This is a genomic window from Georgenia sp. H159, assembly GCF_035607575.1.
In the GTDB taxonomy this organism is placed as follows: Bacteria; Actinomycetota; Actinomycetes; order Actinomycetales; family Actinomycetaceae; genus Oceanitalea.
Genome location: NZ_JAYDZY010000007.1, coordinates 25,214 through 46,845, shown reverse-complemented (window position 1 = coordinate 46,845; position 21,632 = coordinate 25,214). Strand labels below are relative to the sequence as shown.

Genomic DNA, 21,632 nt, shown 5'->3' with positions numbered 1-21,632 from the left:
AAGTCGCGCGCCGCCGCGGTGAGCGACGCCTCGAGGTAGAGGAGGTACCCGTGCTCCGCACGTTCGGGCAGGTCGCGCAGGATCCCGCGGGCGCGGTTGACCCAGCCGGAGGCGATGACGGAGTCACCGCGGATGAACCAGAGCAGCCCGAGGCTCAGCGCCTTCATCGCCGCGCCTGCGGGGTCGTCGTCGTGCTGGAGGCGGTGGAAGACCTCCTCGGAGATCACCAGGGACTCCCTGACCTCGCCGGCCCACCAGGCGGCACTGCCCAGCAGCCCGAGGTCCGCGGTGGTCAGCTCGGTCTGCTCCCGGACCTCGGTGAGGGCGCGGTGCGCGCGCTGCCAGTCACCGCGCCCGAAGGCCTCGCGTGCGCTGTCGAGCAGCGCGGTGTGCCCGTCCATCGCCACCTCGCGGGCCGCGCTCGTGCCAGAAGGCCACCGGTCCCGGTGAGCTGACCGGGACGGCGCCCCGCCCTGGACCCAGGGTACGCCTCACCCCCGGCGGGCCGGGAGCGTCGCCGGGGCGTGGTCAGAGCTCGAAGTCCACCTGGAACTCGACCTCGTCCCAGGCCGTGTACTCGTCGGTGGAGAGCATCTCCATGGTGATCGTCGCGTCGGACGCCACGTCGGTCGCGATGCCGGTCGCCGTCCCGACGACGGAGCCGCCGGAGAACAGCGTGGCCGTGATCGCCACCGAGTCCCGCGCCTGCCCGGTGTTGGTCATCCGGGTCCGGACCTCGAAGTCGCCGATGAAGTCCTCGGAGACCTGGACGTCGGCGAAGGTGTAGCTGCCGGCGGAGTACTCACCGTCGGCGGGCGCGGGTGCCGTCTCGGCCGGCTCCTCGCTCTGAGCGGGGGCGGCGGTCTCGCCACCGCCAGCGGCGAGCTCGTCGCGGGCGGCCTGGGCGTCGGCCTCGGCGGCCGCGAGGTCCTGCTCGGCCTGCTCGAGGGCGGCGTCGAGGGAGGCGAGCTCGCCGTCGCGGGACTGGATCTCGTCCCACAGCTCGTCGACCTCGGCCTCGAGGGCAGCGACGTTCCCGTCGTCGCCGCCTCCAGCCCCGATGCCGACACCGAGCCCGACGACGAGTGCCACGACCGCCGCGGCCGCCAGGTGCCAGCCACGCAGGCCCGTCCTCGGGCCCGGTCCGCCGGGGCGGTTCGGGCCGTGCGCCGGGCCGCCGGGGGAGCCCTGCGCATAGGGCTCAGGCGGTGCCGGGGGACCGTAGGGCTGGGACGTGTAGGGCTGCGGGGGCGCGTACGGGTCGTAGCCCCCGGCTGGGGGCTGCTGGCCGGCGGTGGCCGGTGGCGGGGGCGGGGCGCCCGTGCCGTAGGTGGGGTCGGGAGGGTAGGTCACGGGCTGGTCCATCTGCGAGGGCGGTGGAGGTCGGTCCGAGCGTATCGACGGCGCACCACCAGGTCCGCGGAACGGTCACCGTCCCCGAGGCAGGAGACGCGTGTCACACCGCCTCGTTAGGCTGCACCATGGCCTTCCTCCCCGAGAAGCTCCGTCTCGCCGTCAGCCGCAGCAACGGCGACTCGCACGCCGCTCCCGACTGGGTGGTCCTCGACCTCCACGGCAGCTACCCCACGCACGCCCCGGCGGGTACCGTGCAGGCCCTGCTGCAGCGTGACGAGACCTTCGAGGCGCTCACCGAACGGCTGGAGCGGCTCGCGGAGGCGGACTGGCTCTCCGGCGTCCTCGTGCGCGTCGGGGAGCTCCGCGTCGGGCTGAGCACCGCCCACGCGATCGGTGCGGCGCTCGGCCGGCTCGCGGCACACACGCGCGTGGTCGGCTACGTCCCGCAGGTCTCCATGCGCAGCCTGCTCGTCACCGCGGGTGTGAGCGAGGTCGTCGCGCCGGAGTCCGCCGAGGTCCAGCTGCCGGGCTTCGCCGCCGAGCAGGTCTTCCTCGGGGCGTTCCTCGCCAAGCGCGGCATCACCTTCGAGAACCTGCGCATCCGCGAGTACAAGTCCGCGCTCACCTCGTTCTCCGAGGACCGCATGGACGAGTACGAGCGTGAGCAGCTCACCGCCTACCTCGACTCGGTCGAACGGAGCTGGCTCGCCGACGTTGCGGACGGCGCCGACTCCGTCCTCGGGTCCGGGTTCACCAGCGCCCAGGAGCTCCTCACCGCTGGACTCATCTCACGGATCGCCTACGACGACGAGATCGTCACTGTCGTCGACCAGCACTGGGCGCGCACGATCGAGCTGCTCCTGCCCGACCTCGCGGCCCGCAGGAGGGCGAGGAAGGCCGACGGCGTCGCGGTGGTCCCCGTCGTCGGCGCCATCGTCTCGGGCCGGTCACGCGGGACGCCGCCGCTGCCCCTCGTCCCCGGCCCCCTGGCCGGGTCGGACAGCGTCGTCACGGCACTGCGCAAGGCCGACCGGGACGAGCACGTCAAGGCGATCGTCCTGTGGGTCGACTCCCCGGGCGGGTCCGCGCTCGCCTCCGACGTCATCGGTCGTGCCGTCGCCCGGTGCAGCACCCCCGTCGTCGCCGTCATGGGCGAGGTCGCCGCGTCCGGCGGCTACTACGTGCTCACCCATGCCGACCACGTGGTCGCGGCGCCGTACACGATCACCGGGAGCATCGGCGTCGTCGTCGGCAAGCCCGTGCTGGCCGAGCTGGACGAGCGGCACGGCCTGCGGCCGGAGACGGTCGGTCGGGAGGCCGCGCTGTTCGCCAGCCCGCACCGGCCGTTCTCCGCCCACCAGCGCGCGTGGGCCGAGAAGATGATGGAGGAGGTCTACGAGCGCTTCGTCGACCGGGTCGCCACCGGTCGTCACCTCGGCCGCGACCGCGTGGACGAGATCGGCCGCGGACGGATCTGGAGCGGCCAGGACGCCCTGGGCATCGGACTCGTCGACGAGCTCGGGGACTTCCACGCCGGCCTCGCGGCCGCCCGCCGGCTGGCCGGCCTCGACGACGACGCCCCCGTGCGCACCGTCTCCGCCGGCGTCACGCTGCCCGGGATGCCGACCTTCGCCACGCAGCCCGCCGGGGCCGTGGAGAGGCTGTGGCCCTTCGGTACCGAGACGGTCCTCACCTGGTTCGACCGATCGGTGCGGATCCGCTGATGCGTGCGACGACGAGAGCGACCAGGTGGTCCGCACTGGTCAGCGGCGTGCTGGTGGCCAACAGCGCTCCGCACCTGGCCAGTGCGGTCGCCGGCCGGCGCCACCTCACGCCACTTGCGGGACGGGAGTCCTCGCCGGCGGTCAACGGGGTGTGGGGTGCGGCCAACCTCCTCGGCGGGCTGGTGCTGCTCAGGCGCGTGGCGGGTGCGCCGTCGCCGTCGCGCTGGGACGGACGGCTGCACTGGTTCGAGGTCGGAGCCGCCGGGTTCGCGGCGTGGATGGCGGCCTCGGAGCTGGCGCTGAGGGTGAACACCCCGCGGGCTGTCGAAACCCGGGGTCCCCGTTCGTACAGAGGGTGAGGACGCCGGACGCGCCGGCGCCGCACACCACGGGAGAGAGCAGACATGAGCCAGTACCTGCTGAGCATCTACCAGCCCTACGGCGAGACCATGGACCAGTTCCCCGACCCGGACTTCCTCGCGCCGATCATCCGCGACGTGACGGCGCTCAAGGAGGACATGCACCGACAGGGCGTGTGGGTCTTCGACGGCGGCCTGCACGCACCCACGACCGCCACCGTCCTGCGGCCGCAGGGCGAGGACGTCCTCACCACCGACGGCCCCTTCGCCGAGGCCAAGGAGCACCTCGGGGGCATGACGGTCATCGACGTCGAGGACCTCGACGCCGCCCTGGCGTGGGGTGAGCGCCTGGCACGCGCGACCACCCTGCCCGTCGAGGTGCGGCCCTTCCAGTAGGAGGTGCGGCCCTTCCAGGAGGCAGGAGCGTCCATGGTCGCGGACGTCGACAGGATCTTCCGCGCCGAGTACGGCCGGGTGGTGTCGATCCTGGTCCGCGCCTTCGGTGACATCGACCTCGCCGAGGACGCGGCCCAGGACGCCTTCGTCGCCGCCGCCGGCACGTGGCCGACGTCGGGACTGCCCCCCAGCCCCGCCGGCTGGCTCGTCACGACGGCCCGGCGCAAGGCGATCGACAGGCTGCGTCGCGAGTCGTCGCGGCAGGACCGGCACGCGCAGGCGACGCTGCTGCACGCCGAGCAGGACTCCAGGGAGGTGGGACCGGTGCACGACGACCGGCTGCGGCTCATCTTCACCTGCTGCCACCCGGCGCTCGCCCCCGAGGCGCAGGTCGCCCTCACGCTCAAGCTGCTCGGCGGGCTGAGCACGGGCGAGATCGCCAGGGCGTTCCTCGTGCGGGAGAGCACGATGGCGCAGCGCCTCGTGCGAGCGAAGGGCAAGATCCGCGACGCCCGCATCCCCTACCGGGTGCCCGACGACGCGGACCTGCCCGAGCGGCTGCGGGCGGTGCTCGCCGTCGTCTACCTCGTCTTCAACGAGGGCTACGCCGCCACGTCCGGTGACGGGCTCGTCCGCGCCGAGCTCACCACCGAGGCCGTCCGGCTGGGCCGGCTGCTCGTCGAGCTCATGCCGGACGAGCCGGAGGCCTGCGGCCTGCTGGCGCTCATGGTGCTCACCGAGTCCCGGCGTCCGGCACGCGTGGACGACGACGGCCTGCTCGTGCCGCTGCCGGAGCAGGACCGCTCACGCTGGGACCGCACGCTCGTCGCCGAGGGGCAGGACCTCGTCCGCCGGTGCCTGCGCCGGGGGCGTCCCGGCCCCTACCAGCTGCAGGCGGCGGTCGCCGCGGTGCACTCCGACGCGCCGAGCGCCGCCGAGACGGACTGGCGTCAGGTCCTGGCCCTCTACGACCAGCTGCTCACGCTGGCCCCGAGCCCGGTGGTCGCGCTCAACCGCGCCGTGGCGGTGGCGGAGGTGCACGGCGCGACGGCGGCGCTCACGCTGGTCGAGGGGCTGGACCTGCAGGGGTACTACCCCTTCCACGCGGCGCGCGCCGACCTCCTGCGGCGGCTGGGTCGCCCCGAGGAGGCAGCCGCCGAGTACGTGCGCGCAGCCGAGCGGACCGGCAACGCCGCCGAGCAGGCGTTCCTCCGGCGGAGGGCGGCGTGGCTGGCGTGATCAGCCGGCCGGGTCGGCCTCGCGCTTCTCGGTGGCGCGGGACTGCTCCGGGTCGCTCAGCGGGCTGGAGCCGGTGACCTCCTCCTCCGAGGGCGCCGGTGGTGGGGCGATGATCCGCAGGCGTTGGATGCGTTCCTGCTGCAGACCCCGGGCCAGGGCGAAGGCCATGGCGAAGACCATGATGAAGATCGGCAGCCCGACCACGGTGATGACCTGCTGCAGCGCCTCCAGCCCGGTGTCGCCGGCGAGCACGATGAGCAGCGCGGCGAGCAGGCCCTCCGAGACGCCCCAGAAGACGCGCTGGCGGACCGGTCCCTCCTCGCCGTCGCCCGTGCACAGCATGTCCACCACCAGGGAGGCGGAGTCGGAGGACGTGGCGAAGAAGATGGCGACGACGACGATCGCGAAGCCCTGGACGAGGGTGGTCGCGGGGAAGTTCTCGAAGAACTCGAACATGGCCAGCGGGATGCTCTCCGCGACCGCTGCGGAGATCTCGCCGCCGTCACCGCCGATGCCGTCGAGGTCCATGGCCGACCAGCCGAAGATGGAGAACCAGACCAGCGTGAAGGCGGACGGTGCGAAGAGCACCGCGAGGACGAACTCACGGATCGTGCGGCCCTTGGAGATGCGCGCGACGAAGATGCCCATAAACGGTGCCCACGTCACGGTCCACGCCCAGTAGAAGACGGTCCACCCGCCCTGCCAGCCCCAGCCGTCGTCGTCGGTGTAGGGCGCCAGCGCGTCGTTCCAGAAGGACAGCGGGATGATGTTCTGCGCGTACAGCCCGATGGTCTCGATGATCTGCCGGGCCAGGAACACGGTGGAGCCGGCAAGGAAGACGAAGATGAGCAGCCCCACCGCCATGCCGATGTTGATGTTCGAGAGCCGCCGCACGCCGTTGTCCAGGCCGGCGACGATCGAGGTGACGGCGACCGCCGTGAGCGCCGCGATGATGATGACCTTGGTCAGCACCGAGTCCGGGACGTCGAGCAGCTCGCTCAGCCCGGCGTTGATCTGCGAGGTGCCCAGACCGATCGAGACGGCCAGGCCGAACAGCGTGCCGAGGATCGCGAACACGTCGATGGTCTTGCCGATCGGCCCGTAGATCCGCTCCTTGAGGAACGGGTAGAACACCGAGCTCACCCGGACGGGCAGCTTGTAGCGGTAGATGAAGTAGGCCAGCGCTAGCCCCGGCAGCGTGAAGATCGTCCAGGTGTGCAGCCCCAGGTGGTAGAGCGAGAAGCTCATCGCGTCCTGGGCGGCCTCCACCGAGTAGGGCTCCACACCGTCGATCGGCGGGTTGGAGAAGTGCGAGATCGGCTCGGCGACACCCCAGAACATGAGCACCGTGCCGATGCCTCCGGCGAACAGCATGGTGAACCAGGAGACGTTGCCGTACTTGGGGCGGTCGTCGTCGTCGCCGAGGCGGACGTTGCCCCACTTGCTGAACGCCACGAGCAGCAGGAAGAGCAGCCACAGCGAGACGCCCATGATGAAGAACCACCCGAGGTTGGTCACCACCCAGGACCTGCTGACCGTGAAGACGGCGTTCGTCTCTCCCGGGTACAGGAGCAGGATGATGAGGATGACGACCATGAGGGCGGCCGAGACGAAGAAGATGGTCGGGTTCGTCCGCAGACCGAGTCGTACGGCGAGTCGTTCGAGCATCGTTGCCCCTCCCTACGGTGTGCGCGACGTCGAACCGCGCAGGTCAGACCGTCAGCATGACGGTGATCCAGGTCACACACAACAAGGAGCGCCGCCCGCGTGTCGCCGACAGGGGGCGTGACGGCGGCGGGGACGTGGCCCTCCCGCGCCGGACGGAGTGCCGACTACCCTCCCCTCATGGCAGACATCCCCGCGGACCTCGTCGACCTCCTGGAGCACCCGGTCGTCGGTCACCTCGCCACCGTGCGCCCCGACGGCGCGCCGCAGGTCGAGCCGATGTGGTTCCTCTTCGACGGCGAGCACGTCCGGTTCACGCACACGACGACGCGCGCCAAGTACCGCAACCTCCAGCACAACCCGCGCATGGCGCTGACGGTCACCGACCCGGAGAACCCCTACCGGTTCCTCGGCCTGCGTGGGCGCCTCGTCGCGACCGAACCCGACCCCACCGGCGCGTTCTACCAGCAGCTGGACACCCGCTACACCGGCGCGGAGCACCCGCCGCCGCCGGACTCCGCCGACCGCGTCGTGCTCGTCATGTCGGTCGAGAAGGTCGTGCGCAAGTAGGCAGGGCCGCGCGGACCCCGGGCTCAGCGGCGCCGGCCGCCGCGCCTGGGGCCGGGCCCCTTCGAGCCCCGACGGCGGTTGCCGGCTGCACCCTGACCGCGCCGGGCACCGGGCTGCGTGCCGTCGCTGCTGCCACCTCGCCCGCGGGTGCCGTCGCCGCGAGCCGGGCGGGCGCCGTCGTCGTCCACCGTCGGCTGACGGGAGCTGCGCGGCGTGCGGCCACGGACGATGCCGATGAAGGTCTCCACCCGCGGGTCCTCGTTGCCGGCGAGCCAGGCGAGACCGACGTGCGACTCCGCCACGCCCGTCACCGGCCGGTAGCGCACGTCCTTGCGCTGGTGCAGGCGTGCCAGCGACATCGGCACGATGACGATCCCCGCGCCGCTCGCGGCGACCTCGATCGCCTGGGCCACCGTCATCGGCGGCGGTTCCGCGCGGGTCCCCGCGCGCACCTCGTCGGCGACGGCCGCCCACTCCGGGCAGTCGGCGGCGTCCTGGAGCAGGTGCTCGCCCGCGAGGTCGGTGACGTCGAGCTCGTCGAAGGCGCTGACCGGGTGGTCCTTCGCGGCGACGACCACCGGCGCCTCCGCGTACAGCGGGATGACGTGGAGCCCGTCACGGTCGAGCGGCAGGCGCACGAAGCACATGTCGAGCTCCCCGCCGGCGAGCAGGTCACGCTGGGCCTCGAGGTCCACCTGTCGCGGCTCGAGCGGGGAGTCGGGGAGCCGGTCGGCCCAGGTGCGCAGCCACTTGCCGGGGCTCACACCGGGTACGAAGCCGACGCGGAAGGGCTCGGCCATGGGGCTCCTCGGGGCAGCGGGGACGGACGCCGACGAGACTAGCGGCCGCCCGGGTGCTCTACCCTGCAGCAATGGCCAAGGCGCAGATGTTGAAACCCCTGACCGCCGCGCGGAAGCTCGGTGTGCTGCTCTCCGCGACCCCGGAGGACTTCCAGGGCCGTGGCGTCTCGCGGGACGAGCTCAACGAGCTCCAGGCGAACCCGCCCGAGTGGCTGCGGGACCTGCGGCGCAACGGCCCGCACCCGCGCCAGGAGGTCGCGCGCCGACTCGGTGTCTCGGTGTCGGGCCTCGCCCGCGCCGGCATCACCGAGCCGCTGACCACCGACCAGATCAGGGCGATCCTCGACGAGCAGCCCGCGTGGCTCGAGACGGAACGCGCCACGCAGGTCAAGGTGCGCGAGGAGGAGGCCCGCCTCAAGGAGCGCCGGGCCGCCAAGGCCTAGCCGCCCCTCGTCGTCGCCCGGCGTCCCGGCTCAGGCGTCCCAGCGGAAGGCGCGGGTGGCGAGCACGCCGCCCAGCACCGCCCACGCGGCGAGCACACCGAGGGCGACGAGGTCGACGGCCCCGTCGGTGAGGAGCGTCCGCAACGCCTCACCGAGGGCGCCGGGCGGGAGGTAGGCCAGCACGGCGTCGAGCGGCGCCGGGAGCATGTCCAGCGGGAGCACCAGCCCACCGCCGAGGACCATGAGCACGAAGAGCAGGTTGGCGATCGCCAGCACGGCCTCCGGGCGCAGCGTCCCGCCGACGAGCATGGCGAAGGCGACGAACACCGCCGCCCCCACGACCGCGAGCGCCGCGGCACCGGCGACCTGGGCGAGCCCGAGCCCGCCGGGGTCCCAGCCGACGCCGAGCGCGATGGCGCCGAGCAGCAGCACCTGGACGACGAGCACCGCGAGCACCGCCCCGAACTTCCCGGCGAGGAGGCCCCGCGGGCCGAGCGGGGTGGTCGCCAGCATCCGCAGCACGCCCCAGCGGCGGTCGAACGCGACGGCGATCGCCTGCGACGTGAACGAGGACGCCACCGCCATCGCCACGGCACTGCCCAGTGCCGCCGCCGGCCGTGGCTCCGGCAGTGCGACGACGTCGGTCGTCGCGAGCACGACGAGCGCGATCGCCGGCAGCAGGATCGTCAGGAGCAGCTGCTCACCGTTGCGGAGCACGGCGAGCGTCTCGAACCAGGTCTGGGCCCAGACCCGGCGCGTCGGTGCGCTCATGCGGCGTCGACCCGCAGCGCGCGGCCCGTCAGCGCGAGGAAGGCGTCCTCGAGGGTGGGCCGGGTGAGCGCCACCTCCGCGTCGTGGTACCCCGTCCGCGCCAGCGCACCGGCGACGACGGCGAGGGCAGCGGCGTCGAGGTTCTCGTCCGTCGTCGCCGGTCCGGCGACGACGACGACGGTCCCGCCCTGCGTCGTCGTCACCAGTCCCGGGTGGCTCGCGAGAGCCGCGTCGAGGTCGGCGGCGAGGGTGCGGGGGTCCGTGCCCCCCGGCGCGGTGATCCGCACGTGCGCGGTGCCGCGCAGGTCGGCAGGGGTGCCGGCGGCGACGACCGTGCCGCGGTCCACGACGACGACGTGGTCGGCGAGGTCCTCGGCCTCGGTCATGAGGTGGGTGGTGAGGACCATCGAGGTGCCGGCGGCGCGCAGCTCGCGGATGAGGTCCCAGACGGCCAGCCGGGCCTGCGGGTCGAGGCCGGCGGTCGGCTCGTCGAGGAAGACGAGCTCGGGCTCCCCGACGATCGCGCAGGCGAGCGCCAGGCGCTGGCGCTGCCCGCCGGACAGGTGCCGCACCCGGGTGCGGGCGACCTTGCCCAGACCGAGGCGCTCGAGGAGCGGCCCGGCGGCGTCGGGGCGGTCGTGGAGCCGGGCGACGTGCGCAAGGACGTCGCCGGCGCGCGGGGACATGGGCAGGCCGCCCTCCTGGAGCATCACACCCACCCGGTGGCGCAGCTCGGCGGCGGCCTCGGGACGCGAGCGGTCGAGGCCGAGGACCTCGATGTGTCCGCCGTCGGGACGGCGCAGCCCCTCGCAGCACTCGATCGTCGTCGTCTTCCCCGCGCCGTTGGGGCCGAGCACCGCGGTCAGCTCCCCGCGCCCCGCGCGGAACCCGAGGCCGTCGACGACGTCCCGGTCGCCGTAGCGCTTGCGCAGACCCTCGACGAGGAGGGCGGGGGAGTCGGGTGGCACGCCCCCAGGGTAGACCGGGCAGGACGGCAGCCCTGCGGCCGCCGGCCCGTCCACCACGGCGCCGCGACCGCGGCGCGGCCCGGGATCCGGGGCACCATCGACCCGAGCGCCCGGCCGACCTGCCGCGCGCGCCGTGACGCAGCGCACGGCCCACCGGACGGGGCGCAGCGTCGGGTTGACGCGGCGTGAACCTGCCCACGGTGAGGTATGCCTTGCTTGCCGGGAAGCATTTCAGCAACGAGACTGTTCCCTAATGTGTCGGGGCGTGCGAGTGCGCCCCTGAGGGACCGGAGAGGAGCGAGCCGTGAGCGACACCAGCGTCGAGTCCGACGTCACGACCCAGGATCGCGTCCTCCGCCTCGTCGTCGAGAACGGTCCGATCAGCGCTGCCGAGCTGGCCCGCCTGCTCCACCTCACGCCCGCCGGCGTCCGTCGCCACATCGCGGCCCTCGAGCGCGAGGACCGCATCGTCGTCCACGAGCCGAGCGGACCCGAGCAGCGGCGTCGCGGACGGCCCGCGCGCCACTACGTCGCCACCGACACCGGCCGCTCCGGCCTGTCCCACGCCTACTCCGACCTCGCCACCCACGCCCTGGACTTCATCGACGCCGTCGCCGGCTCGGGTGCCGTCGAGCTCTTCGCCAACCAGCGCGTGAGCGAGCTCGAGGAGCGCTACACGCCGGTCGTCGAGGCAGCCGGACCCGAGGTCGAGCACCGCGCCGAGGCCCTGGCCGCCGCCCTCACCGAGGACGGCTACGCCGCCACGGTCCGCAAGGTCGGCCCGCGCGGAGGCCTCGCCGTCCAGCTCTGCCAGGGCAACTGCCCGGTGCTGGCCGTGGCGGAGTCCTACCCCCAGCTGTGCCACGCCGAGACCAGGGCGTTCTCCCGGCTGCTCGGGGTGCACGTCCAACGGCTGGCTACCCTGGCCCGCGGCGGATACGTCTGCACCACCCACATCCCCACGACTGTTCCGATCGGCCGCCCCAGCACGACCACGTCACCGCGTGGTGACGACACGGAAGGAAACTGATGACGAGTACGACCGACACACCGATGACCCAGGACGAGACGATCGCCTCGATTGGGAACTACCGGTTCGGGTGGCACGACAAGGACGACGCCGGTGCCACCGCGCGCCGCGGGCTGAGCGAGGACGTCGTCCGCAACATCTCCGACCTGAAGGACGAGCCGGAGTGGATGCGCAAGCGTCGCCTCAAGGCCCTGCGGCTCTTCGACAAGAAGCCGATGCCGAACTGGGGCGCCGACCTCTCCGACATCGACTTCGACAACATCAAGTACTTCGTCCGGTCGACCGAGAAGCAGGCCACCAGCTGGGAGGACCTGCCCGAGGACATCAAGAACACCTACGACCGCCTGGGCATCCCGGAGGCCGAGAAGCAGCGCCTCGTCGCGGGCGTCGCCGCCCAGTACGAGTCCGAGGTCGTCTACCACCAGATCCGCGAGGACCTCGAGCAGCAGGGCGTCATCTTCCTCGACACCGACACCGCGCTCAAGGAGCACCCGGAGATCTTCGAGGAGTACTTCGGCACCGTCATCCCCTCCGGTGACAACAAGTTCGCCGCGCTCAACACCGCGGTGTGGTCCGGTGGCTCCTTCGTCTACGTCCCCAAGGGCGTCCACGTCGAGATCCCGCTGCAGGCCTACTTCCGGATCAACACCGAGAACATGGGCCAGTTCGAGCGGACGCTGATCATCGCCGACGAGGGCTCCTACGTGCACTACGTCGAGGGCTGCACCGCCCCGATCTACCAGAGCGACTCGCTGCACTCCGCGGTCGTGGAGATCATCGTCAAGAAGGACGCCCGCGTCCGCTACACGACGATCCAGAACTGGTCGAACAACGTCTACAACCTCGTGACCAAGCGCGCGACGGTCGACCAGGGCGGCACCATGGAGTGGATCGACGGCAACATCGGCTCCAAGGTGACGATGAAGTACCCGGCCGTCTACCTCATGGGCGAGCACGCCAAGGGCGAGACGCTGTCCATCGCGTTCGCCGGTGAGGGCCAGCACCAGGACACCGGCTCCAAGATGGTCCACATGGCGCCGCACACGTCCTCGTCCATCGTGTCGAAGTCGGTGGCCCGCGGCGGCGGCCGCGCCTCCTACCGCGGCCTCGTCCAGGTGCTCGAGGGCGCCGCGCACTCCAAGTCCACCGTGCTGTGCGACGCGCTGCTCGTCGACCTCATCTCCCGCTCGGACACCTACCCCTACGTCGACGTCCGCGTCGACGACGTCGAGATGGGCCACGAGGCCACCGTCTCCAAGGTGAGCGCGGACCAGCTCTTCTACCTCATGTCCCGCGGCATGGAGGAGCCCGAGGCGATGGCGATGATCGTCCGCGGCTTCGTCGAGCCGATCGCGCGTGAGCTGCCGATGGAGTACGCCCTGGAGCTCAACCGCCTCATCGAGCTGCAGATGGAAGGGGCCGTCGGCTGATGACCGCCCCGACCGACACGACCAAGGAGACGACAGACACCCAGATGAAGACCGACCACTCCCGCGCCACCACCGACGCCGCCCACACCCACGGCGGCGGCGTCGTCCCGGAGGCCTCGCGCGCCGACCGCGGCACGTCCTTCGAGCTCGCCGACTTCCCGGTGCCCACCGGACGCGAGGAGGACTGGCGCTTCACGCCGGTCGACCGCCTCCAGCGCTTCTTCGCCGGTGAGCTCACCGGCGCGGCCCCCGAGCTCACCGTCGAGGCCGCCGACGGCGTGAGCGTCGAGCGCGTCGGCCGCGACGACTCCCGCCTCGGCCAGGTCGGCGCCCCCGGCGACCGCACCGCCGCCGCCGCGTGGGCCTCCTTCACCGAGGCCGTCGTCGTCACCGTGCCCAAGAACCACGTGGCCGACGCCCCGACGATGGTCACCGTCACCGGCCGCGGCCGCGACGAGGTGGCGGCCCAGCACGTCCTCGTGCGCGCGGAGCAGCACAGCGAGGCGATCGTCGTGCTGGACCACCAGGGCCTGGCCGACCTCGCCCAGACCGTCGAGGTCGACGTCGCCGACGGCGCGCGCCTCACCGTCGTCAGCGTCCAGGACTGGGAGGACGGCGCCCTGCACCTGGCCGCCCACCGCTCCCGCGTGGGCCGCGACGCCTCCCTCAAGCACATCGTCGTCACCCTCGGCGGCGACGTCGTGCGGGTGACCCCGGACGCCGCCTTCGCGGGCACCGGCGGCAACGTCGAGATGCTCGGCCTGTACTTCGCCGACGCCGGGCAGCACCAGGAGCACCGCCTGTTCGTCGACCACAACGAGCCGAACTGCGTCTCCCGGGTCACCTACAAGGGCGCCCTCCAGGGGCAGGACGCCCACGCCGTGTGGATCGGTGACGTCCTCATCCGCGCGTCGGCCGAGGGCACCGACACCTACGAGCTCAACCGCAACCTCGTCCTCACCGAGGGCGCGCGCGCGGACTCGGTGCCGAACCTCGAGATCGAGACCGGGGAGATCGAGGGGGCCGGCCACGCCAGCGCCACCGGTCGCTTCGACGACGAGCAGCTGTTCTACCTGCGCTCGCGCGGTGTCCCGGAGGCCGAGGCCCGCCGTCTCGTCGTGCGCGGCTTCTTCGCCGAGCTCATCCAGCAGATCGGTGTCCCGGTCGTCTCCGAGCGCCTCATGCAGGCGATCGAGGAGGAGCTGGACCGCACGATGGAGCACGCGTCGGCATGAGTGCCCAGTACGTGTGCGACACCGGCGACCTCGAGCCCGGCGAGGCCATGCGCGTCGACCTCGAGGACGTCGACGGCCGGCCCGTCCCGGTCTCCGTCGTCCGAGACGACGACGGCCAGTACCACGCCATCTCCGACACCTGCTCCCACGGACAGGTCAGCCTGACGGACGGTGAGGTCGAGGACGGCACCATCGAGTGCTGGCTCCACGGCTCGCGCTTCGACCTGCGGACCGGCAAGCCGCTGAGCCTGCCGGCCACCCAGCCCGTGCCCGTCTACCACGTGTCCGTCGAGGGCGACTCCGTCCTCGTCGACGTCGACACCACCGTCCCGGCCAACGCCTGACCCCCCAACTCCAGGAAGAGAAGTAACGACGAATGTCCACGCTTGAGATCAAGAACCTCCACGTCAACGTCGAGACCAACGACGGCCCGAAGCAGATCCTCAAGGGCGCGACCCTCACCATCAACAGCGGTGAGATCCACGCCGTCATGGGCCCCAACGGCTCCGGCAAGTCGACCCTCGCCTACGCCGTCGCCGGCCACCCGAAGTACGAGGTGACCGAGGGTGAGATCCTCCTCGACGGGGAGAACGTCCTGGAGATGAGCGTCGACGAGCGCGCCCGCGCCGGCCTGTTCCTCGCCATGCAGTACCCGGTCGAGGTCCCCGGCGTCACGGTCTCCAACTTCCTGCGCACCGCCAAGACCGCCATCGACGGCGAGGCCCCCGCCCTGCGGACCTGGGTCAAGGACGTCAACGCCGCGATGGAGAAGCTGCGCATGGACCCCGTCTTCGCCCAGCGCGACGTCAACGCCGGCTTCTCCGGCGGTGAGAAGAAGCGCCACGAGATCCTCCAGATGGAGCTCCTGCGCCCCAAGTTCGCCGTCCTGGACGAGACCGACTCCGGCCTCGACGTCGACGCGCTGCGGATCGTCGCCGAGGGCGTCAACCGCGTCCACGGCGAGACCGACGCGGGTTTCCTGCTCATCACCCACTACACGCGGGTGCTGCAGTACATCAAGCCCGACTACGTCCACGTCTTCGTCGACGGCCGCGTCGCCGAGGAGGGTGGCCCCGAGCTCGCGGACCAGCTCGAGGCCGAGGGCTACGACAAGTACGTGACGGCCGCGGTCTGAGCCGCCCGGAGAGGATCCTCATGAGTGCACCGGTCACCGCCGGCTCGGGCGCGCTGAGTGCGGCCGAGCTGGCGGCCGTGCGCGCCGACTTCCCGATCCTGGGACGGACGACCCGCAGCGGGAACCCGCTGGTCTACCTGGACTCGGGGGCCACCTCGCAGAAGCCCCAGTGCGTCCTGGACGCCGAGCAGGACTTCTACGAGAAGCGCAACGCCGCCGTCCACCGCGGCGCCCACCAGCTCGCCGAGGAGGCCACCGAGGCCTACGAGGGTGCCCGGGCCGCCGTCGCCGCCTTCGTCGGGGTCGACCCCGACGAGGTCGTGTGGACGAAGAACGCCACCGAGGGGATCAACCTCGTGGCGTACGCGATGTCCAACGCGACCGTCGGGCGCGGCGGCACGCGCGCGGAGGAGCTGTTCGCGCTGCGTCCCGGTGACGAGATCGTCGTCACCGAGGCGGAGCACCACGCCAACCTCGTGCCCTGGCAGGAGGTCTGCGCGCGGACGGGTGCCACGCTGCGCTGGATCGGCGTGACGGAGGACGGCCGGCTCGACCCGGCCACCTTCGACGTCATCGGTGAGCGGACGCGGCTCGTGGCCTTCACCCACGCCTCGAACGTCACCGGCGCGGTCAGCCCGGTCGCCGAGCTCGTGCGCCGGGCCCGCGCGGTCGGTGCACTCGTCGTCCTCGACGCCTGCCAGAGCGTGCCGCACTTCGCGGTCGACCTGCGTGCCCTGGACGTGGACTTCGCCGCGTTCTCCGGCCACAAGATGCTCGGGCCCACGGGCGTGGGTGTGCTCTACGGGAAGCGCGAGCTGCTCGCCGCGATGCCGCCGGTGCTCACCGGCGGGTCGATGGTGCAGGTCGTGACCATGGAGCGCACCACCTACGCCGACGCGCCGCAGCGTTTCGAGGCGGGCACGCAGATGGTCGCCCAGACCGTCGGCCTGCACGCGGCCGTCGACTACCTCGCCGAGCTGGGGATGGACGCCGTCGCGGCGCACGAGCACGCGCTCACCGAGCGGCTGCTCGAGGGCATCGCGACGGTGCCGGGTGTGCGGGTCCTGGGGCCGACCGACTCGGCCGACCGGCTCGCCGTCGTCGCCTTCTCCGTCGACGGCGTGCACCCCCACGACGTCGGCCAGGTGCTCGACAACGCGGGCGTCGCGATCCGCGTCGGGCACCACTGCGCACAGCCGGTGCACCAGCGGCTCGGGGTGCACGCCTCGGCGCGTGCCTCGGCGTCGATCTACACGACCGAGCAGGAGATCGACACGTTCGTCACCGAGCTCGGCAAGGTCAGGAGCTTCTTCGGGGTGGATCATGGCTGACGCGATGGAACAGCTCTACCAGCAGGTCATTCTCGACCACTCGCGCGCACGGCACGGGGCCGGGGAGCTCGACCCCTTCGACGCGGAGTCCTTCCAGGTCAACCCGACGTGCGGGGACCAGGTGACCCTGCGGGTGCGGCTCGCTCACGACGACGGCGGCCCCCGCGTCGACGCCGTCGGCTGGGTCGGTCAGGGGTGCTCGATCTCCCAGGCCTCGCTCTCGGTCCTCAACGACCTCGTCGTCGGGAAGTCGATCCACCAGGTCGATACGCTGAACGAGACCTTCCGCGAGCTCATGCACGGCCGGGGAGTGGAGCTGGCGGAGGACAAGCAGGACGCCCTGGGGGATGCCAGTGCATTCACCGGGGTGGCGAAGTACCCGGCGCGCATCAAGTGCGCACTGCTGGGGTGGATGGCGCTTCGTGACGCCCTCGCCCACGCACTGACCAGCGAGCCCGCCTCGGGCGCGCAGGAGGAGGACGAACGATGAGTGACACCGCTCAGGCACCGACCAACCCGAGCCCCACGACCGCCGCGGACGTCGAGGAGGCGATGCGGGACGTCATCGACCCCGAGCTCGGCATCAACGTCGTCGACCTCGGTCTCGTCTACGGCGTCACCGTGGACCAGCACAACAACGCGGTCATCGACATGACGCTGACGTCCGCGGCCTGCCCGCTGACCGACGTCATCGAGGACCAGTCCGCCCAGGCCCTGGACGGCCTGGTCAACGACATGCGGATCAACTGGGTCTGGATGCCGCCGTGGGGTCCGGACAAGATCACCCCCGACGGCCGCGAGCAGCTCAGGGCCCTCGGCTTCAACGTCTGAGTTTTTTGGCGGTGTTCCGCTGATCGCCAGATCAGCGGAAACCCTGCCTGACCTGCGACGACAGCATTTTCCGTCTGGGACCCAAGTGGACTGAAGGGCCCTCTCAGGGCACTTCATTCCCCCACAGTTCCCCCACGGATCTCGCTACGTCTGCGCGGGTCGGAGCTCAGATCGTCGGTGCTGTCGGGTGTGCGATTCCCCCACCACAGGAGGTCCCGGCGGGACACCTGATGGGTGGAGGAACACCCATGACCGAGAAGCAGGGTCGAAAGCGGACCTTCGGCGAGCTCGAGCGGCGCAAGAGCCAGCAGGCTGGCGCGGTCACCAGTTGGCGCGCCCGCTACACCGGGCCCGACCTGAAGCGCCACTCGCGCAACTTCGGTGACAAGATGGCCGCCGAGGCCTGGCTCAACGCCGAGCGGCTCCTGATCGACCGCGACCTGTGGACCCCACCGCGTGAGCGGGAGCGCCGCGCCCGGCTGGATGCCCAGCGCGAGATCACGTTCGCCGAGTGGGCCGAACGATCAGTCGCCGGCAAGCGATTGCGCCCCTCGACCCGTTATCGGTACGAGCAAACGCTGCGTAAACGCGTGCTCCCCGATCTCGGCGACATCCCGCTGCGGGACCTGACGCGGTTGGACATCTCCAACTGGTACACGAAGCTGCGTGCGCAGCTCGCCGCCGAGGCCAGGGCCGCACAACGCAAGGGCGAAGGCCGTGGCGCGGCGTTCTCCGCCTACCAGGTCCTGTCCTCGGTGCTGAACGACGCCGTGGACCACGAACTCCTCGAAACCTCGCCGGCTCGCGTCAAGGGGGCACTACGGTACGACGCCGTCCACGAACCCGTGGTGCTCACACCAGAGCAAATGTGGACGTTGCACGAGCTGATGCCGGACTACCTGGCAGCGCTGGTGCCGCTGGCGGCGACGACTGGACTGCGTCACGGCGAACTCCGGGCACTGCAGCGCCGGCACCTGCACCTGGACGACCCGGCACGCGCCATAGTCCAGGTACGGGGGACCGCGGCCAACAATAGGGCCACTGGCAAGTACAACCAGATCGGAGATCCGAAGACGAAGGCATCCAGGCGCGACGTTGCCATCCCGTCGTTCGTCGTGCCGATCCTGCAGGACCACCTCAAGAACCACGCACAGCCCGGCGACAACGGCTTCGTCTTCGTCGGGCGAAATGGCGCAGTGCTGCACGCGTCCGTCGTCGAATCGAACTGGCGGTCAGTGCGCAAGCAGGTGGGGCTGGACGACCTGCACATCCACGATCTGCGGCACACGGCCCTGACGTGGGCCGCGCGCTCGGGTGCGACGCTGGCGGAGCTCATGGCGATCGCGGGCCACAAGAACCCCACCATCGCGCTGCGATACCAGCACATCGGCGACGAGGAACGTCGCCACGCCATCGCGGAGAAGGTCGGGGCCGCCTTCACCGACGAGCTCGCCCAACGGCGTGCTCGGCGTACGAGCGGCGTCGAAGGGGCTGGACAGTCGGTGGCCTCAAGGGGACAGGGGAGCCCCGAAGGGGCAGGACCGCACACCTCCGATATGACGGACTGAGAGCGCCGTCCACATCACCAGGAGGCCCAGATGAGCACGAATCGGCGGGCGACCACGCGGGTGCCGAGCGGCAAGCTCGTCACACTCGCAGACGCCGCAGCAGAGTTCAGCGTCTGCACGAAGACGATCCGGCGACGCATCGCCGACGGCACCGTCACCGGATACAAGGTCGGCCGCGTCATCCGGGTCGATCTTGAGGAACTCCGCCGTTCACTCGTCATCACTATTCCAACGGCGCGGTGAATGTGGTGGGCAGCGGCCCGGTCTGGCAGCAAGAAGCGAACGACCCGAAGACCATCGATGACTGGAACGTCGATGGGGAGGCCTTCCGCTCCGTCACCAGCGACTGGGACCTCGAGGTTCTCCCCGGGACACCCCACTACTGACCCCGCCGCCCGGGGTCGGTAGGCCAGAGCTGCGCTTGGGGACCACCGGCGTCTCGCCGTAGCCGGCGCCGCGCATTGATCAGCCCGGCGGCAGGAGCGACCAGCCGACGGGCTGGTGACGTGCTTTCAGGCGCGCGGTGAGCTGCGTGACGGCGGTCAGCGTCGCAACCTCCGGGGCGCTGGCCGATGTCACGTGTCCTCATCGCTCGAGTCCGGTGTGGCGGTGAGTACTGCGGGGGTGGGGGCGTGGTGGCGGGGGCGCTGCCTGACGGTCGCGCTGGCGGATGGTCTCGGCGACGGACGGCGGTTGGGGTTCACGATGGGTGGTGTCTGGCGTGTAGGCCAGACCGGCGCGGAGTGCTTCGGCAGTGACGTTGCTGAGGGCTTCGGCCAGGTCGCGGTCGAGTCGGTCGGGTGTGTTGGAGACGGTGACGGCGGCGGGTCCCCAGGCCAGGGGGTCGGCGCCAACCGTGCCGAGCACCTGGCCGATGTTGTTCTCGAAGTAGGTGTTGATCTCCACGTCGCGGCCGTCGACGTGGATGGTGGTGGTGTGCTCGAAGTCCTGCGACCGGCTGCTCTGACCCTCGGGCCGGTGCCGAAGAACAAGCAGGTCGGTGGGCATGTCCAGGCCAGGGAGCCTGCGGTGCGCGCCAGCAGGGAGGCGGACCGCACCGAGCAGGTCGGCGACCAGATGCAGCTGCCGGCGCGCTTCGGGGAACGGCTGGTCCATCAGGTCGTGGGAGGCGAGGAGGATCGTGTACCCGCCAGGGCGGGTGAGACTGTGCAGGGCGAGGGCGAGCTGGGCTTGGACGGCGCGCCGTACCACGACGTGCCCAGGGTCTTGGAGACGCACGTCGTTGTAGGGCAAGGACGCGATCACGACATCGAACCGGTCGTGCGCCTTCGGAAGCCGCAGCTGCACCGGAAACTGGGTGCCCGGGGTGTGGGCATCGGTGATGTCCGCGAGCACGGACAAGGACGAGTAGCCGTCGGTGTGCGGCAGCCCGATGAAGGTCGCGGCGTCCTCACCGACGGCCAAAACCCGCCCCTCGGTGAACCCGAGATCACGCAGCATGGTCCACAGGTGGGTCGCGATGATCCGGTGCGCGGGCTGCGCGGAGGTCGCGACGTGGTCCTCCAGTGCGATGTGGTCAGCTTCCAGGCGCAGAGCGTGCGGGTCGTTCGCGTCGTCGCGGTAAGGCTCGCGGGTCATCACACACCTCGCCTCTGCCCGGGCGGGCGGGTTGTGCGGGCCGCGACCGCCCTGGCGGCCCGGCGGGAGTCGAGGTCGGCGGCGACGAATGCCGCGAAGTCGGCCTGCCGATCGGTGATGGGCGTCTCCTCGGCCGGGGCCACGGCGGGCTCGCCGGGCCAGGAGGTGGTGCGGGTGGGCCGGTCGCGGTCCAGGCGGGTGCCGGAGGTGGCGACCCACTCGCGCAGGCGCTCGCGGGCGTCGGCGAAGTCGGCGTGCCAGGCGAGCGGTCCTGAGCCGGAGCTGCCGGGTTCGTAGCACGCCAGCCGGTGGGTGTGGAGGGCGGAGAGCTCCTCCACCAGCTCGGGATGGCGGTGCCACAGGGGCGGGACCACGGTCGGCGGCAACCCGTAGGTAGTGCGCAGCCAGGTGACGAATCCGTCCAACGCCCGCCACTGAGCCTCGGCCTGGGCCTCGGTCAGCGTCCGCCAGTCGACGGGCTCCACCGGGCCGTCCCAGTCACCCGGGCCGCCGAGGCGGTCGAGGTCATCGGTGAGTTCGGCCTCGAAGATTGTGAGCTGCCCGTCAGAGACGGGTTCTCCGGGCTCGTCGACCGGCTCGGTGTCGAACTGCCAGGGCACCTCGCCGTCCATGATCAGAACCCGATTCCCGGGCTGGGCGAGGTGCCTGAGCGCGGCGCGGTCGGAGGCGTTGCACCCGCTGGCGGTGTCCTCGGCGTGCGCTGTGCTGTGGTGCTGACCGCGGCCTGTTCGAGATGGTGAGGATCTTGTCGTGCGGTGGCGGGGGTGCGGTTGACGTCATAGGCCGTGCGCGCCAGGTCGTGCCCGATCTTGCGGGCGATGAACACCTCGGAGGGCCGGGCGGGCGGCTCGGCGGGTCGGGTGTCGACGTAGCCGTGGGCGACGAACTGGTCGCCCTTGCGGAACCGTGCTGCGGCCCGTTCGGCCGTCTTGCCGAAGATGAGGAGGTCGTGGAACGAGTTGTCGAGCTTGGTGAAGGTCCCGTCCTGCTCGCGGCGCCAGTGCTCAACTCCGACGCGGAAGTGAACTCGGGTGATTCCGGCATCGGTGAACGAGACGTCAGCGTCGCTGGCGATGAACCCTGCCAGGGACTGCTGCACGGGGATGGTCATGATGCACCGGTCCTCATGTCGGGCGGCGCCCCCTATCTGGGCGACCGCTT

The 21,632-nt window shown here is 71.5% G+C and carries 26 protein-coding genes; 18 read left to right on the top strand and 8 right to left on the bottom strand.

Features of this window, described 5'->3' with window-relative positions; translation table 11 throughout:
• Window positions 1–50 precede the first annotated feature (50 nt).
• On the top strand, window positions 51–455 hold the full coding sequence (locus VR894_RS10910) for a hypothetical protein (protein WP_324651503.1): 405 nt from the start codon (window positions 51–53) through the stop codon (window positions 453–455).
• A gap of 73 nt (window positions 456–528) precedes the next feature.
• On the opposite strand, the gene VR894_RS10905 is transcribed toward VR894_RS10910, so the two are convergent.
• On the bottom strand, window positions 529–1,353 hold the full coding sequence (locus VR894_RS10905; protein WP_324651501.1) for a hypothetical protein: 825 nt from the start codon (window positions 1,351–1,353) through the stop codon (window positions 529–531).
• A gap of 128 nt (window positions 1,354–1,481) precedes the next feature.
• Between VR894_RS10905 and VR894_RS10900 the strand changes: the two genes are divergently transcribed.
• Genes VR894_RS10900 through VR894_RS10885 form a run of 4 tightly spaced genes read left to right on the top strand, consistent with a single transcriptional unit; the run spans window position 1,482 to window position 5,074 of the window.
• Entirely contained in the window at window positions 1,482–3,080 is a 1,599-nt protein-coding gene (locus VR894_RS10900) for a S49 family peptidase (RefSeq protein ID WP_324651500.1), read from the top strand.
• Window positions 3,080–3,439 carry a hypothetical protein gene (locus VR894_RS10895; RefSeq protein ID WP_324651499.1) on the top strand — a complete coding sequence of 120 codons (360 nt, stop codon included), beginning with the start codon at window positions 3,080–3,082 and terminating at the stop codon, window positions 3,437–3,439. The genes VR894_RS10900 and VR894_RS10895 overlap by 1 nt, the downstream gene beginning before the upstream one ends.
• 45 nt (window positions 3,440–3,484) lie before the next feature.
• The gene (locus VR894_RS10890; protein ID WP_324651498.1) at window positions 3,485–3,835 is read left to right on the top strand and encodes a YciI family protein; all 351 of its coding nucleotides are present in this window, start codon (window positions 3,485–3,487) and stop codon (window positions 3,833–3,835) included.
• 33 nt (window positions 3,836–3,868) lie between these two features.
• Complete coding sequence (locus VR894_RS10885) at window positions 3,869–5,074, top strand: RNA polymerase sigma factor (protein WP_324651496.1); 1,206 nt, start codon at window positions 3,869–3,871, stop codon at window positions 5,072–5,074.
• Here the strand turns inward: VR894_RS10885 and VR894_RS10880 are convergent, their stop codons facing one another.
• On the bottom strand, window positions 5,075–6,742 hold the full coding sequence (locus VR894_RS10880; RefSeq protein WP_324651495.1) for a BCCT family transporter: 1,668 nt from the start codon (window positions 6,740–6,742) through the stop codon (window positions 5,075–5,077).
• A gap of 177 nt (window positions 6,743–6,919) precedes the next feature.
• Between VR894_RS10880 and VR894_RS10875 the strand changes: the two genes are divergently transcribed.
• Window positions 6,920–7,309: a PPOX class F420-dependent oxidoreductase gene (locus tag VR894_RS10875; RefSeq protein ID WP_324651493.1), complete on the top strand. Its 390-nt coding sequence runs from the start codon at window positions 6,920–6,922 to the stop codon at window positions 7,307–7,309.
• 23 nt (window positions 7,310–7,332) lie between these two features.
• Here the strand turns inward: VR894_RS10875 and VR894_RS10870 are convergent, their stop codons facing one another.
• Entirely contained in the window at window positions 7,333–8,109 is a 777-nt protein-coding gene (locus VR894_RS10870; RefSeq protein ID WP_324651491.1) for a LysR family substrate-binding domain-containing protein, read from the bottom strand.
• 71 nt (window positions 8,110–8,180) lie between these two features.
• Here VR894_RS10870 and VR894_RS10865 point away from each other — a divergent pair, with 71 nt between their 5' ends.
• Entirely contained in the window at window positions 8,181–8,552 is a 372-nt protein-coding gene (locus VR894_RS10865; RefSeq protein WP_324651489.1) for a DUF5997 family protein, read from the top strand.
• Between the two features lie 30 nt (window positions 8,553–8,582).
• Here VR894_RS10865 and VR894_RS10860 read toward each other — a convergent pair whose 3' ends face one another.
• Together VR894_RS10860 and VR894_RS10855 are read right to left on the bottom strand one after the other, a co-directional pair.
• Window positions 8,583–9,323 (bottom strand): ABC transporter permease, encoded by a 741-nt coding sequence (locus VR894_RS10860; protein WP_324651487.1) that lies wholly within the window; start codon window positions 9,321–9,323, stop codon window positions 8,583–8,585.
• Window positions 9,320–10,291 (bottom strand): ABC transporter ATP-binding protein, encoded by a 972-nt coding sequence (locus VR894_RS10855; RefSeq protein WP_324651484.1) that lies wholly within the window; start codon window positions 10,289–10,291, stop codon window positions 9,320–9,322. Before VR894_RS10855 ends, VR894_RS10860 begins: the two co-directional genes overlap by 4 nt.
• Before the next feature lie 304 nt (window positions 10,292–10,595).
• Between VR894_RS10855 and VR894_RS10850 the strand changes: the two genes are divergently transcribed.
• The 11 genes from VR894_RS10850 to VR894_RS10800 all read left to right on the top strand — a co-directional run bounded on the left by VR894_RS10850 (window position 10,596) and on the right by VR894_RS10800 (window position 19,237).
• Window positions 10,596–11,321, top strand: a complete 726-nt coding sequence (locus VR894_RS10850; protein WP_324651482.1) for a helix-turn-helix transcriptional regulator — start codon at window positions 10,596–10,598, stop codon at window positions 11,319–11,321.
• Window positions 11,321–12,751 carry a Fe-S cluster assembly protein SufB gene (gene sufB, locus VR894_RS10845; RefSeq protein ID WP_324651480.1) on the top strand — a complete coding sequence of 477 codons (1,431 nt, stop codon included), beginning with the start codon at window positions 11,321–11,323 and terminating at the stop codon, window positions 12,749–12,751. Before VR894_RS10850 ends, sufB begins: the two co-directional genes overlap by 1 nt.
• Entirely contained in the window at window positions 12,751–13,986 is a 1,236-nt protein-coding gene (sufD, locus tag VR894_RS10840; protein ID WP_324651479.1) for a Fe-S cluster assembly protein SufD, read from the top strand. Before sufB ends, sufD begins: the two co-directional genes overlap by 1 nt.
• Entirely contained in the window at window positions 13,983–14,330 is a 348-nt protein-coding gene (locus tag VR894_RS10835) for a non-heme iron oxygenase ferredoxin subunit (protein WP_324651477.1), read from the top strand. The genes sufD and VR894_RS10835 overlap by 4 nt, the downstream gene beginning before the upstream one ends.
• 32 nt (window positions 14,331–14,362) lie before the next feature.
• Window positions 14,363–15,121, top strand: coding sequence for a Fe-S cluster assembly ATPase SufC (gene sufC / locus VR894_RS10830; protein WP_324651475.1), 759 nt, complete (start codon window positions 14,363–14,365; stop codon window positions 15,119–15,121).
• Window positions 15,122–15,141: 20 nt separating this feature from the next.
• Window positions 15,142–16,452, top strand: coding sequence for a cysteine desulfurase (locus tag VR894_RS10825; RefSeq protein WP_324651473.1), 1,311 nt, complete (start codon window positions 15,142–15,144; stop codon window positions 16,450–16,452).
• Window positions 16,445–16,942 (top strand): Fe-S cluster assembly sulfur transfer protein SufU, encoded by a 498-nt coding sequence (sufU, locus tag VR894_RS10820; protein WP_324651471.1) that lies wholly within the window; start codon window positions 16,445–16,447, stop codon window positions 16,940–16,942. Before VR894_RS10825 ends, sufU begins: the two co-directional genes overlap by 8 nt.
• A complete protein-coding gene (locus VR894_RS10815; RefSeq protein WP_324651469.1) occupies window positions 16,939–17,283 on the top strand; it encodes a metal-sulfur cluster assembly factor in 345 nt (114 codons plus the stop codon). The genes sufU and VR894_RS10815 overlap by 4 nt, the downstream gene beginning before the upstream one ends.
• 248 nt (window positions 17,284–17,531) lie before the next feature.
• On the top strand, window positions 17,532–18,851 hold the full coding sequence (locus tag VR894_RS10810) for a site-specific integrase (protein WP_324651467.1): 1,320 nt from the start codon (window positions 17,532–17,534) through the stop codon (window positions 18,849–18,851).
• Between the two features lie 30 nt (window positions 18,852–18,881).
• Entirely contained in the window at window positions 18,882–19,094 is a 213-nt protein-coding gene (locus tag VR894_RS10805) for a helix-turn-helix domain-containing protein (RefSeq protein ID WP_324651465.1), read from the top strand.
• Window positions 19,095–19,099: 5 nt separating this feature from the next.
• Complete coding sequence (locus VR894_RS10800; RefSeq protein WP_324651463.1) at window positions 19,100–19,237, top strand: hypothetical protein; 138 nt, start codon at window positions 19,100–19,102, stop codon at window positions 19,235–19,237.
• A 199-nt stretch (window positions 19,238–19,436) separates the two neighbouring features.
• On the opposite strand, the gene VR894_RS10795 is transcribed toward VR894_RS10800, so the two are convergent.
• From VR894_RS10795 to VR894_RS10785, 3 genes are read right to left on the bottom strand one after another with little or no spacing between them, the layout of a single operon-like run.
• Entirely contained in the window at window positions 19,437–20,450 is a 1,014-nt protein-coding gene (locus VR894_RS10795) for a hypothetical protein (RefSeq protein WP_324651461.1), read from the bottom strand.
• Complete coding sequence (locus VR894_RS10790; protein WP_324651459.1) at window positions 20,450–21,082, bottom strand: hypothetical protein; 633 nt, start codon at window positions 21,080–21,082, stop codon at window positions 20,450–20,452. The genes VR894_RS10795 and VR894_RS10790 overlap by 1 nt, the downstream gene beginning before the upstream one ends.
• Before the next feature lie 2 nt (window positions 21,083–21,084).
• Window positions 21,085–21,582 (bottom strand): single-stranded DNA-binding protein, encoded by a 498-nt coding sequence (locus VR894_RS10785; protein ID WP_324651458.1) that lies wholly within the window; start codon window positions 21,580–21,582, stop codon window positions 21,085–21,087.
• Between the last annotated feature and the right edge of the window lie 50 nt (window positions 21,583–21,632).

What these genes read in the sequence shown, in the direction of transcription:
- VR894_RS10900 (WP_324651500.1), top strand. Translation starts at nt 1,482, where the DNA reads ATGGCCTTCCTCCCCGAGAAGCTCCGTCTCGCCGTCAGCCGCAGCAAC.
- VR894_RS10895 (WP_324651499.1), top strand. Translation starts at nt 3,080, where the DNA reads ATGCGTGCGACGACGAGAGCGACCAGGTGGTCCGCACTGGTCAGCGGC.
- VR894_RS10890 (WP_324651498.1), top strand. Translation starts at nt 3,485, where the DNA reads ATGAGCCAGTACCTGCTGAGCATCTACCAGCCCTACGGCGAGACCATG.
- VR894_RS10885 (WP_324651496.1), top strand. Translation starts at nt 3,869, where the DNA reads ATGGTCGCGGACGTCGACAGGATCTTCCGCGCCGAGTACGGCCGGGTG.
- VR894_RS10880 (WP_324651495.1), bottom strand. Translation starts at nt 6,742, where the DNA reads ATGCTCGAACGACTCGCCGTACGACTCGGTCTGCGGACGAACCCGACC.
- VR894_RS10875 (WP_324651493.1), top strand. Translation starts at nt 6,920, where the DNA reads ATGGCAGACATCCCCGCGGACCTCGTCGACCTCCTGGAGCACCCGGTC.
- VR894_RS10870 (WP_324651491.1), bottom strand. Translation starts at nt 8,109, where the DNA reads ATGGCCGAGCCCTTCCGCGTCGGCTTCGTACCCGGTGTGAGCCCCGGC.
- VR894_RS10865 (WP_324651489.1), top strand. Translation starts at nt 8,181, where the DNA reads ATGGCCAAGGCGCAGATGTTGAAACCCCTGACCGCCGCGCGGAAGCTC.
- VR894_RS10860 (WP_324651487.1), bottom strand. Translation starts at nt 9,323, where the DNA reads ATGAGCGCACCGACGCGCCGGGTCTGGGCCCAGACCTGGTTCGAGACG.
- sufB (WP_324651480.1), top strand. Translation starts at nt 11,321, where the DNA reads ATGACGAGTACGACCGACACACCGATGACCCAGGACGAGACGATCGCC.
- sufD (WP_324651479.1), top strand. Translation starts at nt 12,751, where the DNA reads ATGACCGCCCCGACCGACACGACCAAGGAGACGACAGACACCCAGATG.
- VR894_RS10835 (WP_324651477.1), top strand. Translation starts at nt 13,983, where the DNA reads ATGAGTGCCCAGTACGTGTGCGACACCGGCGACCTCGAGCCCGGCGAG.
- sufC (WP_324651475.1), top strand. Translation starts at nt 14,363, where the DNA reads ATGTCCACGCTTGAGATCAAGAACCTCCACGTCAACGTCGAGACCAAC.
- VR894_RS10825 (WP_324651473.1), top strand. Translation starts at nt 15,142, where the DNA reads ATGAGTGCACCGGTCACCGCCGGCTCGGGCGCGCTGAGTGCGGCCGAG.
- sufU (WP_324651471.1), top strand. Translation starts at nt 16,445, where the DNA reads ATGGCTGACGCGATGGAACAGCTCTACCAGCAGGTCATTCTCGACCAC.
- VR894_RS10815 (WP_324651469.1), top strand. Translation starts at nt 16,939, where the DNA reads ATGAGTGACACCGCTCAGGCACCGACCAACCCGAGCCCCACGACCGCC.
- VR894_RS10810 (WP_324651467.1), top strand. Translation starts at nt 17,532, where the DNA reads ATGACCGAGAAGCAGGGTCGAAAGCGGACCTTCGGCGAGCTCGAGCGG.
- VR894_RS10805 (WP_324651465.1), top strand. Translation starts at nt 18,882, where the DNA reads ATGAGCACGAATCGGCGGGCGACCACGCGGGTGCCGAGCGGCAAGCTC.
- VR894_RS10795 (WP_324651461.1), bottom strand. Translation starts at nt 20,450, where the DNA reads ATGACCCGCGAGCCTTACCGCGACGACGCGAACGACCCGCACGCTCTG.
- VR894_RS10790 (WP_324651459.1), bottom strand. Translation starts at nt 21,082, where the DNA reads ATGGACGGCGAGGTGCCCTGGCAGTTCGACACCGAGCCGGTCGACGAG.
- VR894_RS10785 (WP_324651458.1), bottom strand. Translation starts at nt 21,582, where the DNA reads ATGACCATCCCCGTGCAGCAGTCCCTGGCAGGGTTCATCGCCAGCGAC.